Origin of the sequence: Paenibacillus sp. MMS18-CY102 (genome assembly GCF_009789195.1) — a bacterium.
Classification (GTDB): Bacteria; Bacillota; Bacilli; order Paenibacillales; family Paenibacillaceae; genus Paenibacillus_T.
In genome coordinates, this window is sequence record NZ_WSTC01000015.1 from 49541 (window position 1) to 65389 (window position 15849).

The 15849-nt window shown below is 49.3% G+C and carries 16 protein-coding genes; 1 reads left to right on the forward strand and 15 read right to left on the reverse strand.

Annotated features, from left to right (window positions below; genetic code table 11):
* Positions 1 to 3: 3 nt before the first annotated feature.
* The 8 genes from GON22_RS12800 to GON22_RS12835 all read right to left on the reverse strand — a co-directional run bounded on the left by GON22_RS12800 (position 4) and on the right by GON22_RS12835 (position 8992).
* Positions 4 to 1254 carry an LL-diaminopimelate aminotransferase gene (locus GON22_RS12800; protein WP_160396492.1) on the reverse strand — a complete coding sequence of 417 codons (1251 nt, stop codon included), beginning with the start codon at positions 1252 to 1254 and terminating at the stop codon, positions 4 to 6.
* A gap of 8 nt (positions 1255 to 1262) precedes the next feature.
* A complete protein-coding gene (locus tag GON22_RS12805) occupies positions 1263 to 4184 on the reverse strand; it encodes an AMP-binding protein (protein ID WP_336604303.1) in 2922 nt (973 codons plus the stop codon).
* Complete coding sequence (locus GON22_RS12810) at positions 4181 to 4909, reverse strand: class II aldolase/adducin family protein (protein ID WP_160396493.1); 729 nt, start codon at positions 4907 to 4909, stop codon at positions 4181 to 4183. The genes GON22_RS12805 and GON22_RS12810 overlap by 4 nt, the downstream gene beginning before the upstream one ends.
* Before the next feature lie 12 nt (positions 4910 to 4921).
* Positions 4922 to 5185 (reverse strand): phosphopantetheine-binding protein, encoded by a 264-nt coding sequence (locus GON22_RS12815; RefSeq protein ID WP_160396494.1) that lies wholly within the window; start codon positions 5183 to 5185, stop codon positions 4922 to 4924.
* A gap of 100 nt (positions 5186 to 5285) precedes the next feature.
* Positions 5286 to 6929 carry an NAD(P)/FAD-dependent oxidoreductase gene (locus tag GON22_RS12820; RefSeq protein WP_160396495.1) on the reverse strand — a complete coding sequence of 548 codons (1644 nt, stop codon included), beginning with the start codon at positions 6927 to 6929 and terminating at the stop codon, positions 5286 to 5288.
* A gap of 14 nt (positions 6930 to 6943) precedes the next feature.
* Entirely contained in the window at positions 6944 to 7945 is a 1002-nt protein-coding gene (locus tag GON22_RS12825) for a hypothetical protein (protein WP_160396496.1), read from the reverse strand.
* Positions 7946 to 7974: 29 nt separating this feature from the next.
* A complete protein-coding gene (locus GON22_RS12830; RefSeq protein WP_160396497.1) occupies positions 7975 to 8223 on the reverse strand; it encodes a phosphopantetheine-binding protein in 249 nt (82 codons plus the stop codon).
* A gap of 154 nt (positions 8224 to 8377) precedes the next feature.
* On the reverse strand, positions 8378 to 8992 hold the full coding sequence (locus GON22_RS12835; RefSeq protein WP_160396498.1) for a TetR/AcrR family transcriptional regulator: 615 nt from the start codon (positions 8990 to 8992) through the stop codon (positions 8378 to 8380).
* Positions 8993 to 9115: 123 nt separating this feature from the next.
* Here GON22_RS12835 and GON22_RS12840 point away from each other — a divergent pair, with 123 nt between their 5' ends.
* The gene (locus GON22_RS12840) at positions 9116 to 10363 is read left to right on the forward strand and encodes an MFS transporter (protein ID WP_237179144.1); all 1248 of its coding nucleotides are present in this window, start codon (positions 9116 to 9118) and stop codon (positions 10361 to 10363) included.
* Positions 10364 to 10705: 342 nt separating this feature from the next.
* Here GON22_RS12840 and GON22_RS12845 read toward each other — a convergent pair whose 3' ends face one another.
* The 7 genes from GON22_RS12845 to GON22_RS26065 form a co-directional block, all read right to left on the reverse strand.
* Complete coding sequence (locus tag GON22_RS12845) at positions 10706 to 11590, reverse strand: 5'-3' exonuclease H3TH domain-containing protein (RefSeq protein ID WP_160396500.1); 885 nt, start codon at positions 11588 to 11590, stop codon at positions 10706 to 10708.
* A gap of 153 nt (positions 11591 to 11743) precedes the next feature.
* On the reverse strand, positions 11744 to 12952 hold the full coding sequence (locus GON22_RS12850) for an aminotransferase class I/II-fold pyridoxal phosphate-dependent enzyme (protein WP_160396501.1): 1209 nt from the start codon (positions 12950 to 12952) through the stop codon (positions 11744 to 11746).
* Between the two features lie 5 nt (positions 12953 to 12957).
* Positions 12958 to 13329, reverse strand: coding sequence for an arsenate reductase family protein (locus GON22_RS12855; RefSeq protein ID WP_160396502.1), 372 nt, complete (start codon positions 13327 to 13329; stop codon positions 12958 to 12960).
* A 9-nt stretch (positions 13330 to 13338) separates the two neighbouring features.
* Positions 13339 to 14274, reverse strand: a complete 936-nt coding sequence (locus GON22_RS12860; protein ID WP_202113220.1) for an RluA family pseudouridine synthase — start codon at positions 14272 to 14274, stop codon at positions 13339 to 13341.
* Complete coding sequence (locus GON22_RS12865) at positions 14271 to 14855, reverse strand: cob(I)yrinic acid a,c-diamide adenosyltransferase (RefSeq protein ID WP_160396503.1); 585 nt, start codon at positions 14853 to 14855, stop codon at positions 14271 to 14273. The genes GON22_RS12860 and GON22_RS12865 overlap by 4 nt, the downstream gene beginning before the upstream one ends.
* The gene (locus GON22_RS12870) at positions 14852 to 15406 is read right to left on the reverse strand and encodes a hypothetical protein (protein WP_160396504.1); all 555 of its coding nucleotides are present in this window, start codon (positions 15404 to 15406) and stop codon (positions 14852 to 14854) included. Before GON22_RS12870 ends, GON22_RS12865 begins: the two co-directional genes overlap by 4 nt.
* Positions 15407 to 15520: 114 nt before the next feature.
* Entirely contained in the window at positions 15521 to 15766 is a 246-nt protein-coding gene (locus GON22_RS26065) for an aspartyl-phosphate phosphatase Spo0E family protein (RefSeq protein ID WP_237179138.1), read from the reverse strand.
* Positions 15767 to 15849 lie beyond the last annotated feature (83 nt).

Consider the following 15849-nt stretch of genomic DNA (forward strand, 5'->3'; position numbering starts at 1 on the left):
CCTCTATTCCCAGATAAATGGAATGCTGCTTAATCGCCCTTCAATTTCTTGAATAATTCGGTCTTCTTCCTCCTCGGTATCGGCCACAAACGTTACGGAGAACCGAACATTCGCGCCTGCCTCATCCCATGGCACCGTCGAGATCAGCTGCTCCCGAATGAGATACTCCGAGAACTGTTCAGCCGAGTCAAATTCAGGGCCGCCTGCGATTCCCTTCGGAATCTCTACATATAAGAAGAACGCCGCCTTAGGCTTCTGGGCGTTAAAGCCAGCCCGGTTAAGCGCTTGGGCCAGTTTGCCGTGCCGCCGCGAATATTTCTCGCCTGTTAGAACGGTCAGTTCCGGATGGTTCAAGCAGTATACGCCAGCTTTCTGAATCGGGATGAATTGGCCGGAATCGCAATTATCCTTCACATGGGCGAATGCTTTGACGATCAGCTCATTGCCTGCAACAAACCCGATCCGCCAGCCTGTCATATTAAACGATTTGGACAAGGAATGAATCGAAACCCCGACCTCCTTCGCTCCTGGAATGGATAGGAAGGATAAGGGCGGCTCGCCATCAAACGTTAGTGCCGCGTACGCTTCATCCGATACGGCAATAATTTGGTTCTCTTTGCAGAAGGCAACCACGCTCTCATAAAATTCCCGTGTCGCCGTAGCGCCGGTAGGATTGTTCGGATAATTAATATAGAGCAGCTTTGCCCGCTTCCTCACATCCGCCGAAAGCACCGACAGATCCGGCAAATAGCTATTCGCCTTCGTTAATGGGAGATGGACGACCTCCCCGCCCAGCCATTGCGCATGGGTAGCCATAACGGGATAACCGGGTGTCGTCATTAACAGAATGTCTCCGGGGTTGATGAACATAAGCGGGATTTGGGACAATGCCGATTTGGAGCCGATGCAATGGTTAATCTCGCTGTCCGCATTGATGCCAGCGATGCCGAATACGTCATTCAAATAATGCGCCGCCGCATGCTTGAATTCAGCCATCCCATTGTCGGAATAAAATCGATTATCCCGTTGCGCTGCCTCATGCGCCAGCACTTGAACGACGGCCGGATCAGCCATCCAATCCGGTTCGCCTAATCCCATATCGATCAGCTCGCGGTCCGGATACATCGCCTTTGCCTCATTTTTCGCCCGCTTAATCTTCTCGAATTTGTAGACCTTCGTATCCAGCCCGAATGTGTTGCCGCCAATGCGATTGGCAAATGCGTTCTGAATGGCGTTCTGCGTAATTACCGACATATTAGCACCTATTTTCTATTCGAATTAAGGAAGTCTTCAACGAGCTGCTTCCGTTTGATTTTGCCAACGCCACTGCGAGGAATCTCGGAAATCGCGATAATTTTTTGCGGCAGCTTGAATGGAGCGAGGTATTGTTGGCAGTACGCGATAATGAGATCCAGATCAAAGCTGGCTTCAGTCACGATGTAAGCGACGGGGAACTCGGTCGTTTGCCGCTCATTCATTACGCCGACGACGGCTGCGTCACGGATAAATTCCAGCTTGAGCAGCACGTTCTCGATCTCAACGGGATCTACTTTCTTGCCCGCGACATTGATCAGGTCCGAAGTGCGCCCATTAATATAGAGGTAGCCGCCATCTAGATAACCTTGATCTGATGTTTGGTAATAACCGTCCGGCGTCACTTGGAACTCGACATCGCCTTTAAGGTAGCCTTTAGACATCGATTGGGACTTAATGTGAACGAAGCCCGTCGCCCCCTCTTCAAGCTCCTTGCCCTGCTCATCGACGATTCGGAACGAAACGCCAGGTACCGGAATGCCCTGCGATAAAGGTTTGCTGCCATCGTTGAACGTACAAGGGCCGCATTCGACAATGCCGTAATAGTCGCAAATATCGAGCCCCACCTTGGCGGTGAATGCTTCTTTAATCGCGTGATGCAAAGGCGCCGACGAAGATAAGCAGAGCCTCAATCCATGATTGCTGTTACAAAACTTCGATTGGTTCAGCAGGTCATAGACGACCGGGAAAGCGACCAATATCGAAATATTTTGGTTGCTGACGATTTCCCAAATCGATTTCGGTGTAATTTGCTTCTGGATATGAAGGGTAGCGCCCGACAGGAATACCGCAAGGAAAGACGTATTGAAAGCCAATCCATTATGGAATAAAGCCGTGCATAATACGTTGTCCTGCTGTGTGATGCTCGTCGCTTTCGCCCAGTTCAATCCGGCATTCACGATTGCTTCTTCCGTAAACATCAGGCATTTGGGACGGCCTGTCGTTCCGGAGGAAAACCGGCAGGTTGCCACATCCGTTAGCTGCTCTAGCAATGGCGATGTGAGGAACAGCTCTTCCGGCAGCACTTGCTCGACGCAAAGCTCGTTAGTAGCGGTTAAGCTAACGACGGCCGGTATGTGATAATAGTCGCATAGCGAGTTCATTTCATCCCGAGTGAAGGTGTGGTCGATGAGCATCGGGAGATACCCTTCAAGCAGCAGGCCATAATAGGTGAACAAATAGTCCGCGCAGTTTTTCATGCTTAGCCCGACAAGCCCCTTCAGCGGCAGTTGCTCTTTCAGCCATGCGCCCCGGGCGGCGATACGGCTCCACATTTCCTTGTAGGTGTAAGCTTGTTGATCGTATCGGATCGCGATTCGATCGCCATTTTCGAGAACAGCGCCATATAGCTTCGAAATAATCATGCTTTGCGAAATGCTGTTTTCATTCGCATGCGATTCAACCACATCTTGCACAGGCGTTGATTGGTTCAAATAATAACGGTCCCGCTTCAACGAATTGATTTGGTCGCTTTCCATGCCTAAAGTTCCTGCATAGATCACTTCCATATGCGCAGGCAGCTCCATAAACACCCTTGCATCGTCATCATAATAGCCGCCAATCGCGGAATAGCTCATCTTATATTCGAGCGATTTTAAGTAAAGGTTTTGGCTCAAAATGCCCGACTCGATCAGCTGCTTCTGGTACAGATAATAGTCGGAATCCGCAATCGCGGAACGGTCAATGGCAAAGAAGAATAGGACGGAAGAGTCGTATACGAATTGTTGATCGATACAAAGCTTAGTCGAGATGTCCCTGAATTCGCCTGCTTTGATCAGGCTCGGAACCCCATCTATGTGGTAAACGCCCGGCTGCATATTTTGTACAGCATGAACGATCGCATACGTTTTGATTTGTAACTGATCTGTCTGAACGTATTGGGTTAGGCTCATAAAATCAGCATAGGATAACTCGGTGTTGCTATAGCGCGCACTAGACCTTCTTTGGTAAAGGAGCTTGATCGTATCTTTATACCCCCACTGCTCGGGCACTTGATACTGCTGCAGCCATTGCTCGGAGGGCCGCTTGATCGACTGGTTTACTTTGTCCTGATAATTCAGAATCGCAGTCCAGTCGAACGCAATTGCCCCTTGATCGATTGTTCCAGAAGCCGTTGCAGCCAGCTTCGTATTCAAATCCATCGTCCGTTTACGGCCTTGTCCTTGCTCTTCTTTATTCGGGATGTTGACTGCAATGACAGCGAACGGTTCCTCGAAGTTATCGATCGACAGCAGCGTCCGCAAGTAATTCGCCTTGCATACGGTGTAGGAGGAGAAATCTAACCCTAGGCTCTTTAATACATATTGGAAATTCGACAGTACATGGCCGGTCTCAATTATGCCAAACCGGTAGCCGCGATTGGAATATTTCCAGCAGCTGCGCCAGTGGTAGGCTGTAATAATGAAGTAAAAATCGGCATCCTGATGCTCTTCCAGCAACGATTCGTTCAATAAGTAAACCGAATCTTGATTATTCACTTTATAGAATGAATGATTCGGAATGGAATAGTAGTAGACGCCTTTGTCTACCCCATCTAATCGAGATGAAACGAGGTAAATCTCCATAGGATAACACCCGCCGGCCGACGGATAGGATAACAAGATCTCTGATTGGTGCCCGTAAAACTTAACCGAGCTCATCCCGAACGAGGGCAGCAATATTTTTTCCAGCAGGTTTGCCCCGTTCGTAAAACTGATGTTTTCCAGATCATCGTTGTAGAGGGTTGTTTTTAAGCGAAAATACGGAGTTTGATAGCTTTTGAACCGTTCTGGCTTCGGGCTTTTGCTTGCTCTGCTGCCAATGTACTCGTACCCTTTGTAATTCTGGAAGATGGCGAGCAGATCATCTACGATCATTGGAGATTTGATCACAGGCTCGTCCCCCTTGATTGATTAAAATGATAATCAACTTTCCTGCACCAATACGCCCAGTACTCACGAAGCGCTGTCGTTCCAAAAATAATCTTCTTCTTCATCTTCACTTCATGGGGTTCGGACGAACCGTAAGGAACGCCAGTAGACTCCGCTAACAATTGCAGCTTGCAAGCATTTTCTAATGCGATCGCCCAGCAGACCGTCTCCGGGATCGATTTTCCAGCCGCTACAATGCCGTGGTTTTTGAGCAGCATCGTATTGCTTTTGTGCAACGCCTTGGCGACCTCTTGTGCGATCCCCTTGTTCGTCACCGTATTCGTCGTTAACGTAAACCGGGTTGTATCAATGACCGGCGTAGCATCATGCGTGACCGCCTTTAATTCAAGCTCCGTCGCACTGAAAATCATGGCATACGGGGGATGGGAATGAATGATGCAATTTACATCCTCCCTTGCCCGATAGGTTTCGGTATGCAGCGGCCATTCTGCTGGAATGATGCCTTCGCCCGCAATCCGGTTGCCATCTAGATCAATGTTGATAAAATCGTCATGGCCCGTTTCTTCCCAGCCCATAAACGCCCGCCTAATCCAAATCGATTGGCCGTCCCGAAACGAAATTTGCCCGTTATTAATGTCGTTATGCCCTTCCAAATATAAAATTTTGGACGCATAGACCATTGCATCGATGAAGGCTACCTCACTTTTATCTTTCACCTCGTTCATCACAGGCCACCTCTATATCGACAAAGTCATATTTTCGTTTCCGCTCTCAACATATTGCTGCAGCGCAGATAATTGATCGAACACTTCCGAGCTAACCTCTTCCACATCGATGTTCAAATCAAAATTCTCTTCTATTAATACGACGAGACGAATTTTCACCAGCGAATCAAGGCCCAGCTGCTTGATGGAATCGCCTACTCGTTCCAAGTCTTCCATCGTCACGTTGTGATCTGAAGCTTCAATAATCAGCTCCTTTAGAAGGCTGCGGGTATCCATAATATCCCTCCAATCTGTTCTAAACGTTATCGGCCTTCTTCGCGGGCCCTCCCCCCAAGGAAGGGCCCACGAAGTGTTGCTTCATTAAAGTATCGTTAAGTTAAACGAGTGTTAAGCTGCCGCTCGTGCTATTATCCATGTCAAAGTACAGCTTGCGATTGCGTTCTGGCCCGATTTTTGTGCCCCACTCAACGATATCGAGCAGCGCTTTGCCATCCATTTTGGAAATATAGTGGCGGTCCGGGTTCGTCAGCTCATATTGCTCTGGCACATAATCAATTTCCGAATAGATTTGGTAGATTCGCGTAATAGCCGATTGTACATCCAGCTCATCGTCGCCAACGGCTTCCAAGATCGTCGCCACTTTATCGAAGGTTTCTTGGAACTCTGGAAGATCGCCGCAGAGAGAGCCGACGAATGGATGCTGCTCCAGCTGCAGCAAGCCTTCCTTGTCACCTTTGTAATATTTGGACAATACTTGCGTGAAGCGCAAAGACGTGTAAGCTTGTCCCAGCGTCCACACTCTGTACCATGCATTCCACAGCTCGAAGTCGCGGAACGCAATGTAGGAACAGTTAACTAAGCGATCGTTCGTGTCAAACGATTTCGAAATGATGTCGCCAACGCGGCTGAACCGCTCAACGTTAAAGTCGTTTTCTTTCGTCGCGTCAATCAATTGCTGCGCCAGCGAGAAGATCGTCTCAGACGTGATCGCGAGGCCACGCGAGAACAGCGGATCGATGAAGCAAGCGGCATGCGCCATTAAGCAGTAACGATGCCCGATAACCGAATGCGCCGAATATTGCAGCCGGTTAACCTTCACCCAGTCGCGAACCGGCTTCGCATTCGCGAATTGTTTTTTTACATCCGGGAATTTGTCCAAGAACGCTGCGAACATTTCTTCTGGTGGCAGGTTAATGTCGAATGGCAGTTTGTCCAGCCGTTTGTGGTCGAATTGGAGCCCTACGCTCACCAGCGGGTTTTTCGCATCTTTATGGTTGTTGAACGGAATGACCCACAGCCAGCCGCCATCAAAAATATGATGAAGCGTCCCTTTATGTAATGGGCTCGGCACATCAAGTTCACCTTTTTTGTAAAACTCATCCATAGGCGCTACGTCGATCATATGGGTGAAAATCGATCCCGTGTTCGCCTTCATCCGTGTCGGCTCTTCACGAAGGCCCTTCTGCTTCGCCAGAACGGACTGCATGCCGCTGCCATCGACCAAAAACTTCGCATAGAACGTGCCTTGCGACGTTTCGATAACGACCTGATCCTCTTCGAACGTGAGATTGCTAACCATCGTTCTCTGCTTGACGATAGCGCCGTAGCGAACCGAAACCGCATGCAGGTAAGCATCCGTATCCTGGCGGTACAAGTGAGCCTCTGCGCCGTATGGAATATTCGGAACTGGCAGCTGCGTCATTTCTTTCGGATTTTGGGCTTCGCCCGGGCGGTGATAAACGAATGAAAAGTTCCGCTTAATCCCGCACATGGACGAGATGTTGTCGCGAAGGAGCGGCAGTGTGCTGCAGTTCATAATCTCGGGCACGTCATAACGTTCAGCAATCGAACGCATATAGAAAGAGGTTGTTGGGATCATCGATTCACCGATGGCGAACTTCGGGTGCATCCCGCCATCGAGTACCAGCGTCTTGACATTATGCCTTGCCAATACCGCTGCGAGCGTGGCTCCGGCAACGCCGGAGCCAATTATTGCAACATCAAAAACTTGCTTTTCCATCAAATAATCCCCTCTCATCGATTGACAGCAATAGACCTTTGCAAGGAATAGAGTGCTGACTCTTCATCGTTTTTTAGCAGATCGCATTTGTTTTTTAACTTTGCCATATCCAACTTTCCCGTCATGTTTTTCTTAATGAAAGAATAACGAATGGATTCCAAATATCCGGTAATTTGATCAAACAAGGCAATAGTATCGACATTAACGGACTCAATCCGTTGCAGAAACTGCATGAAATGTTTTCTGGAGCCAATAAGAATGGTAATAAACTGAAGCAAACGGTCATCTTGCTGTAGAGGCTGGTCAATGCTCGCATTTGCAATAAGATCCGGAATTTCGGCATACAACTCAAAATCCATACTTAAATGGCTTAGCATCTGTTCAAAACGGGGATAGAAAACATCTTGCAAATAGGGTTTCTCGCTGTTGAAATGGCTCTCGTAATAAATAGCATCCCATTTGGACTCCAACGTCTCATGCGAACCGAAGTCGAAATCATTATCGTAAAAGGAGGATATGGTCTCTGCATCACATTCATAGGTGATGTAGTCTCTGCCGCTGCGATAGACGTCGGCATCGTAAATATCATCCCTTACGCAATAGAGGCCGGTTGCCGGGTTAATCCCGTTAATGACGATGGAATGCAGCTCATGGCGAACGTTATACGTATTTTGCTTGTAGGGAAGCCTGTAGCCATCCCCGAACAATAAAGCTACATCATTTCTTTCCAAAACCTCAGCGATTTCATGGCGGATCGAATCGAACTGGACTGTGTGGATGCGGTGCGTCTTAATGTCGAGCAAATCCAATTCCTTCTCATTGGCTACCTTATCCAGATAAAGGTTTCGGTTCATCCCCTGATCATAGATGGAATGGAATATTTCCTTCGGCTGCTCGTACGCACCGTAGAATAACAGGTCAATCGGAATGCCCTTCGAGTGCAAGTAGCTTAGTGACTGGTTTCTTCTGCAATTCAGATACTGGTCATTCAAGTCATACTTGGTTATCGTAATCACAACGACACTCCTTTAGGAGCTTTAGGGCCCTATTCTTCTTCCAGCTCACTGATCAGCTGGCTGATTTTGCGGATGCTAGAGAAGTGCTCAATGCGGACAACATCTTCATCGAAACTACAGCCAAACTCTTCTTCCAACAGCACGATCGTTTTTACGATAGCGATCGAATCCAAGCTGATTTCGGTATCCGATCCCAGCTCCAAATTAAACTCTGATTCGACAACCCTTTTCACCACCGAAATAATCTCATCCATACCTAGTTTTACAGCAGTCGCCATTTTACTACCTCCTTTTGACTTTCTATATTGCATAGTACTGAATGACTTCACTTCCCGTATATACCCAATATAGGGTACTGGTTGGGTACTGCGGTCACCCAAAGGGACAATTGCCGCCGGAATTAGCGCTCAATTGGCATAAAAAAAATCCGGTTTATTCAACCGGATCGCTGCTATTCTTTAGCAGGTAATGTTTGAGATATGCGGAGATGTGCTCCGTAGCATACCCCATATGTTCGTTTTTCCCTTCAAGCTTGCTAAGCATGATGCCGCCCTCCAGTGAAGCAATCATGAAAGAAAATAACGATTGCGCCTCTATATCCGGCCGAAACTCCCCAGCCTCAATTCCTTCATGAAGGATATCCTTCATCATCTGCTTCCACGCACATAACGTATGCCTTGCTTTGTCCAGCATCAATGGATTGCCATCATCATTTTCCACAGCCGTATTCAACATTGGGCAGCCTCCGGCAAACGGAGGATTGTCTACAACATTTCCATATACTTCGAAAAAAGCGATCAGCTTCTCATAGTGAGAAACCTTGCCCTCCATTGCTGCTTGAAGTTTTTCTTTAACCACGCTCACAGCAAAATCGTATGCCTCCAGCGCGATTTCATCCTTGCTAGCAAAATGCCGATAAATGCCTCCCTTCTGAATGCCTGTCGATTGCGTGATCTCATTCATGGATACACCTGAATAGCCATGCTTGTTAAAAAGAGCAGCCGATAGTTGGATAATGCGATCCCTCGTGTGCTCTCCTTTCTTCATCCCACACCTCCCCTCTGGGCTTGCAAATTTATACTTGACTTTAACAGCATATATGTTTAAACTTCGAAAATAAAGATACCGATCAGTATCTTTTTATGAGGGAGGATGCTACAATTGGAGAAAATGTGGTTTCAGGAAAAACGGTCAGCCTGGATGTTGCTTTCGATCTTGTGGTTCATTGCCTTCTCGGGCAAACTGTCACGCTTCGTTATGGCAGTGTTTCAAGTGCAAATTGCCGATGATTTTCACATCGCCAGAAGTTTAGTGGCAGGGGCTTGGTCAACGAACTTATTGATTACAGCCTTTTGTGCTCCTATCGGAGGCATGCTCGTCGACAAGTATGGAGCCAAAAAAGTGCTGATTCTTAGCAGTCTCTTCAACATCGTAGGAGCTGCGGTCGTCTGCTTATCAAGCGGCCCGATCTGGTTCTATGTCGGCTATGGGGTTATCAGTGGCTTTGCCGGCATCGGCGCTTCGACAAGCTACGTCTTGCTCTTCCAATGGTTCAAACACCATCGGGGCAAAGCAACCGCTATTCTAACTAGCGCTTCATCCATCGGGCTTGCGATCTGTACGCCTATCTTCGTCTCCAATACGTGGCTCACTTGGCAGGATGCGTTCCTCGTAACAGCAGTCCTTGGCCTTATTACGACACTTCCGTTGTTCATCGTCGCTATGCGAACGCCCGATGAAACGGCTAAACCTTCACAAGCTGCCGCTAATCCAGCAGACAAAACGAAGAAGCCGAAGAAACAAGGCGTCGGGCTCGCTAACTTCCTCAAACACCCGCTCCTATTCATCATCAGCTTGGCTCTCTTCACTTGCGGCTTTAACATGGGTACCGTCGAAATGAACCTTGTCACGATTCATCAAATAAACGAAGTTTCCCCAGCCGTCATCGCATTCGTCATGAGCCTCCTTGGCATTATGGAAATTACCGGCGTGTTCGCCTACGGTTATGTGCTGGACCGCATGAACAAAAACATGGTCATGGCCCTGCTATACACCGTACGGATTGCCGCTTTCTTCGTCCTGTTCCTCCATCTCAGCTGGTCGCCACATGTGTTTGCCATCCTGTTCGGCATCACCTACCTCTCTGCTATACCAGGTGGGCTGCTCATTGCCAATGACGCGTTCGAGGAGAAAGGCAAAGCAACAGGCATTCTAATCATGTTCCACCAAGCGGGCGGCATTATAGGCGCATTGGTAAGTGGCATCTTCTACGATATGTTCGGCAACTACCAGATGCTGCTCATCTTAAACGGTGCGCTTTGCGTACTCGTCGCTTGTGGCTATTACATGACGAACAAAGCCAATTTCGCAAAACGAAAGTTTACGACTTCATCCGCCAGAGAGACGTCACAAGCGTAATCTATTTATAATAGAAGAAACAGGATCGAATCGTTACAATAAAGCACAAAAAAAGGGTGTCCCATGCATAATGTGGGGCACCCTTCTTTCATTTGTAAACCCGTTTTGTTGGATACTTTAACGGACTGAGCAGCCCTTATTTGGCCATAATCAGCCACATTTGTGCGCTAACGGACTCAGCATCCGCTATTCGGTCAAAATCGTCCTCACAAGGCAGCAAAATGGCTAAATAACGGCTGTGGAGTCCGTTACATTTGCAACACGCACTTTTGCAGGGGGATAACGGCTCTGAGGTCCGTTAGAAAAATTCATTTCACCCTTGCGGAACTCTGGCTACGTTAGTTACGCCTGCACCAGAAGCTTCACTAAGCCTCCGAACTCCAGCTCCTCAAACTTCCGGGTTGCCGTTTCGACCTGAACCTCCCAGACACATTCCGTAAGCTCGCACGCAATCGGAACATCCAACCGAATCGTAGCCAAGTCACGGGATAGGTGCAGCATATCGAGATTCGCTTCGATTTTGCTTCTAACGCCCTTCGGCAGCTTATCCAAATTGTCCAATACGCCTTCAACCGAGCCATACTCCAGAAGCAATTTGAGGGCAGATTTCTCGCCGATGCCCTTCACCCCAGGGTAATTATCGCTCGTATCGCCCATGAACCCTTTAATGTCAATGACCTGAAGCGGCGTTAACTGCTTCTCTTCCATTAAAAGCTCAACATCATACACCGCATAATTAAGCTTGCCTTTTTTCATAATAACGACCTTCACGTTCTCGCTCACCAGCTGGAGCATATCATGATCGCCTGTCAAAATCAGTACTTCTGCATCTGGATGGGCAACGGACAACTTCGTTGCCAACGTCCCGATACAATCATCCGCTTCATAGCCTACAATGCCGATGTTCGGGATGCCCATCTCAGCCACAACGTCCTTCACGAGATCGAACTGCGGAATTAGCTCATCCGGCGCTTCGCCCCTATTGCCTTTATATGCCGGATACTGTTCCGTACGGAACGTCTTGCTTCCCATGTCCCAGCAGCACACGACATGCGTAGGATTGAACGTGTTAATTGCATCATAGAAATATTGAATAAAGCCGTACACCGCATTGGTCGGAATGCCTGTTGATGTTTTGCGAATATAACCGCTATAAGACGTCGCATAGAAAGCACGGAACAGCACGGCCATTCCATCGACGATTAATACTTTATTGCTTGTTTGCACGCACACTCGCCTCCTGTCGTCTATTCTATCATGTCTAGCATCCGGTCTCTATTGAAAATGCGACCATTCATCGCAAAATAGCTGCCGTTCATATCAAAAAAGCCTCCGTTCCACTTACGGAACGAAGGCTTCATTATATGTGATCTGGCCTGCCTATTCCCCCCGAATAAACCGGCCGATACGCTTCGCCGCATCCAGAAGCTTGCCCTCTTCTTCCACGAGCGCAATTCGGATGAAGCCAGCGCCTTCGCTGCCGAAAGCATCCCCAGGAATGACAGCAACGCCAGCCCGGACAAGCATTTCCCGGGAAATCCGTCTAGCGTCCCATTCGGTGCCATCTGGCAACTTCCACTGCATCGGAGGAAGCGGCGCCCAGACGAACATCGTCGCCTTCGGCTTCTCGACCTGCCAGCCTTCTGCCGCTAATGCTGCGATAAACACATCTCGGCGATGCTCATATAGCTTGCCAACCGGCTCCATCAAACCTGAGATTCCTTCTTGCAGTGCAACGATGCCAGCTTCCTGCACAGCGCCGAAAACACCATAATCGATGTTCGCTTTCAGCTCTCGTAGCGCGCCGACAGCCGTTTCATTGCCGGCGAGGAAACCGATGCGACAGCCCGCCATATTGAAGCTCTTCGACAAGGAGTGGAATTCGACCGCTACTTCCTTCGCGCCTTCGAATTGCAGCACACTCATCGGCTGTACGCCATCAAACCCCATCTCGGAGTAAGCCAAATCATGAACGAGCAGAAATCCGTATTGCTTCGCTAACCCGATCATCCGAACGAAAAACGCCTCGTTCGCCACTGCCGTCACCGGGTTCGCCGGATAGCCGAGCAAGACGAACTTCGCTTCCTCCCACACGCGTTCCGGTACTTGGTCCAGGTCCGGCAAGAAGCCATTGTCCGCCCGTAGCGGCAACAGCTCCGTACGAATGCCCGCCAGCTCTAATGCCGCGGAATAAATCGGGTAACCTGGATTCGGCACAACCGCTACATCTCCAGCGTTGCAAACGGCGAGTGCAAGATGAGCAAGCCCATCCTGCGAACCCATTAACGTAACGAGCTCTCGGTCCGGGTCGACATTTACGCCGAAGCGATGCGCAAGCCAAGCCGCCGCTTGTTCCCGGAATGCGATGCTGCCCTGCGAAGATGGATAAGCATACCGGTCCGGCTGCAGCACAGCTTCCGATAATGCTTTGCGAACGCCTATCGTTGGCGGTGAATCCGGGCTCCCGATGCCCAGATCGATGACTTGGATGCCAGCAGCCGATGCTTCTGCTTTCCAGCCTGCCACCTCTGCAAATATGGAGGAGCCGAGGCGCCCCAGCTTATCTGAACGCCAGCTTTTTGCCGCCATCTGCCCTACGCTCCCCATTCTTGCTCAAACGTCTCTTCATTGAAACCAACGGTTACGCGTTCACCATCCGTAACGATGGGTCGCTTCACCAAACGCCCGTTCGAAGCGAGCAGGGCGAGACGCTCCTCATCGGACATGCCAGGCAGCTTATCCTTCAAGCCAAGCTCCTTGTATACCTCGCCAGATGTGTTGAAAAACTTTTTCAGTTCAAGGCCGCTGCGCTCTACAATCGGCCGCAATTCCTCAATCGTTGGTGCCTGATCAAACAGGTCATGTTGGTCCAGCTCCCATCCTTTCGCCTGCAACCATTTGACCGCCGAACGGCAAGTGCCGCATTTGGCATATCCATATAATTTTAACGTTCCTCTATTCCCCATCGCATATCCCTATCCTTCCAAAAAATTAGCCAGCCTCTGCAAATCCTCCGGCAGGGCAGCCTTCCATGCCATCCATTCCCCTGTCATCGGATGCGTGAACGCAATCGATTCGGCATGCAGCGCTTGCCGGCCAGCCACTTCATCAGCGGGTCCATGCCCACCTTCCCTGCCATACATCTCATCACCGATGAGTGGACAGCCCAAAAACTTCATATGTACCCGAATTTGGTGCGTTCTGCCTGTTTCCAACTTTAATCGTACGCAAGAAGCGTTTCCTTCATTATAACTCGCAGCCGTTTCATAATGTGTAATGGACGAGTAGCCTTCCGGCGTAACGATCCGAATATGCGGCCGCTCCGGATCACGGTCAATCGGCTCATTGACCGTTCCTTCGCTTGGCTCCGGATTGCCATAGACGAATGCAAGGTAACGTTTCTCAATCGTCCCCGCTTGCAGCTGTTCCGATAGCTGCTGGTGCACATAAGGCGTTTTGGCAATGACAACAAGCCCGGATGTATGCTCATCTAGCCGATGAATCGGGCGAAACCGAACCATCTCCCCACGTTCCTGCCAGTAATGGACGACGCCATTGGCCAACGTACCCGTATAGTGCCCATGCGTAGGATGAACGATAATGCCAGCGGGCTTGTTTACGATTAGCAGGTCATCGTCCTCGAATACAACCTCAATTGGAATTGGCTCCGGCAAAATATCGTCGGACCGCTCCTTCTCCATCCTCACCTGTACAAGATCCCCCGTACTCACGCGATCGGAGGTATATACACGCTCACCATTAACGGTCAACCCCAGCTCGGTCAGCTTTACGCGCGACAGCAGCTTACGGGATACGCCTAATCTGCGTTCGAGCACGGTCCGAACTTGCTGACCATGATCCCGTTCTTCAACCGTCACCGATAGCGGCTTGTAATAATCCGATTCGCTCATTGTTCCTTGCGCGGTGCCAAGCGAAATACTTCCGCAGAGCGTACATATTCGGTATCCGCTTCACCGAGTGCCGCATTCGCCGAACGGGCGGCCGCAAAGAAGTAATCCGACAAGCGGTTCACATACTTGAGCACTTCCTCCGACATTTGGTGGGCTTCCGCTGCCGTCACGATTTGGCGTTCTGCCCGCCTGCACACGGTTCGGCATACATGAAGCGAAGCCGATAATGGGCTGCCTCCTGGCAAAATAAACCGGCGGATCTCCGGCGCAGCCTCCGTATGCGCATCTATCCAGCCCTCCAGCCTTGCCGTCATATCTGCCGTCACTTTATAATGATCCTCCGCCGGCGAGGCGAAGGCCAGATCGGACCCGCAGTCGAACAGCTCCTGCTGAATTTCCACAAGCTCAGCAGCCAATGCTTGCACCGGCTCCAATGCCGCAGCCTGCGCTGCTGCAACGCCTACGAAGCTGTTCAGCTCGTCCAGCGTACCATAAGCTTCGACACGCGGATCATTCTTCATGACTCGGCCGCCCTTCACTGACGTTTGGCCGCGATCTCCTGTTTTCGTATATAACTTCATGAATTGACCAGCTCCTTAATGACCTGTTTGGACAACGCTACATCCGGCGCATTAGCTGGAATGATCAGGAACATATCTTCCGCCGGGAAGCCTGCTTCCTTAAACATGCCCGCTTGTTTCAAAGGGATTCCGAACAAATGCTTCTCTTTCACTTCTTCATTCTTTTCCTTCAATATCACGCCATCCACAACGCCATCCGGATAAGCCTTCTCATCAAAAATGCCTTCTAACGGAACGCCGCCGCCTTGTCCAATCATGGCTTCAAAATCAGGCTTCGGAAGCGCGATAACGCCATGCTCTCCAGCAATATACTCAACAAGCAGCTTCTGCGCATTATAGATTGGGCTGCCGACCACCTTGATTGTTTTATCTCCAAGCTTCGGTTGAAGCTCCTCTTGCAGCTTCGTTGCCAGATTTTCCGGCATGCCTTTCGGCGGAATGACGAATACCGAAATATCCGCTTCATCTCCACAACCTGTTAACAGCACAGCCGTTAATAAAACCGACATTAACGCCGCGATCCATTTCACTTTTTTCATGCGTTTGAACAACAAAATCCCTCCACTAATAGATGTCAATCTAGCGTATAACAGACTGTCTCTACTATATCACAAACCTCCCTTCACCCAAAAAAAGAAAAAGCCCCTTTCGGGGCTTGCATCACTTTATTTAAGTGAATTCCATTTAAAACGATAATAATTCATATATTCGTTTATTTTGATATCTAGCTTTTTGCTCATCTCGATTACAATTTCGGATTGGAACGTGTCTTCTTCACCATAAGTACGCTCCATCGCTTCCCGCAACTTGAAGATTTCTTCCTCCAACAGTTGAACGGATGGGGGCAGTTTTCGCGTACGATATGTGCTTGGTTGCTCTTGCAACGTCAAACCTGATTCCGCAATCGTCAATGCCTTCCCTCCCCTGCTACTGGTAAGTTGCTTTCAATGTAATCGAATTCCACAATTAGAATTGTAAATCCTATGTTAAATTA

Coding starts and splice junctions, on each gene's coding strand:
- GON22_RS12800 (WP_160396492.1), bottom strand. CDS start 1,254: ATGTCGGTAATTACGCAGAACGCCATTCAGAACGCATTTGCCAATCGC.
- GON22_RS12810 (WP_160396493.1), bottom strand. CDS start 4,909: ATGAACGAGGTGAAAGATAAAAGTGAGGTAGCCTTCATCGATGCAATG.
- GON22_RS12815 (WP_160396494.1), bottom strand. CDS start 5,185: ATGGATACCCGCAGCCTTCTAAAGGAGCTGATTATTGAAGCTTCAGAT.
- GON22_RS12820 (WP_160396495.1), bottom strand. CDS start 6,929: ATGGAAAAGCAAGTTTTTGATGTTGCAATAATTGGCTCCGGCGTTGCC.
- GON22_RS12830 (WP_160396497.1), bottom strand. CDS start 8,223: ATGGCGACTGCTGTAAAACTAGGTATGGATGAGATTATTTCGGTGGTG.
- GON22_RS12835 (WP_160396498.1), bottom strand. CDS start 8,992: ATGAAGAAAGGAGAGCACACGAGGGATCGCATTATCCAACTATCGGCT.
- GON22_RS12840 (WP_237179144.1), top strand. CDS start 9,116: ATGTGGTTTCAGGAAAAACGGTCAGCCTGGATGTTGCTTTCGATCTTG.
- GON22_RS12850 (WP_160396501.1), bottom strand. CDS start 12,952: ATGGCGGCAAAAAGCTGGCGTTCAGATAAGCTGGGGCGCCTCGGCTCC.
- GON22_RS12855 (WP_160396502.1), bottom strand. CDS start 13,329: ATGGGGAATAGAGGAACGTTAAAATTATATGGATATGCCAAATGCGGC.
- GON22_RS12860 (WP_202113220.1), bottom strand. CDS start 14,274: ATGAGCGAATCGGATTATTACAAGCCGCTATCGGTGACGGTTGAAGAA.
- GON22_RS12865 (WP_160396503.1), bottom strand. CDS start 14,855: ATGAAGTTATATACGAAAACAGGAGATCGCGGCCAAACGTCAGTGAAG.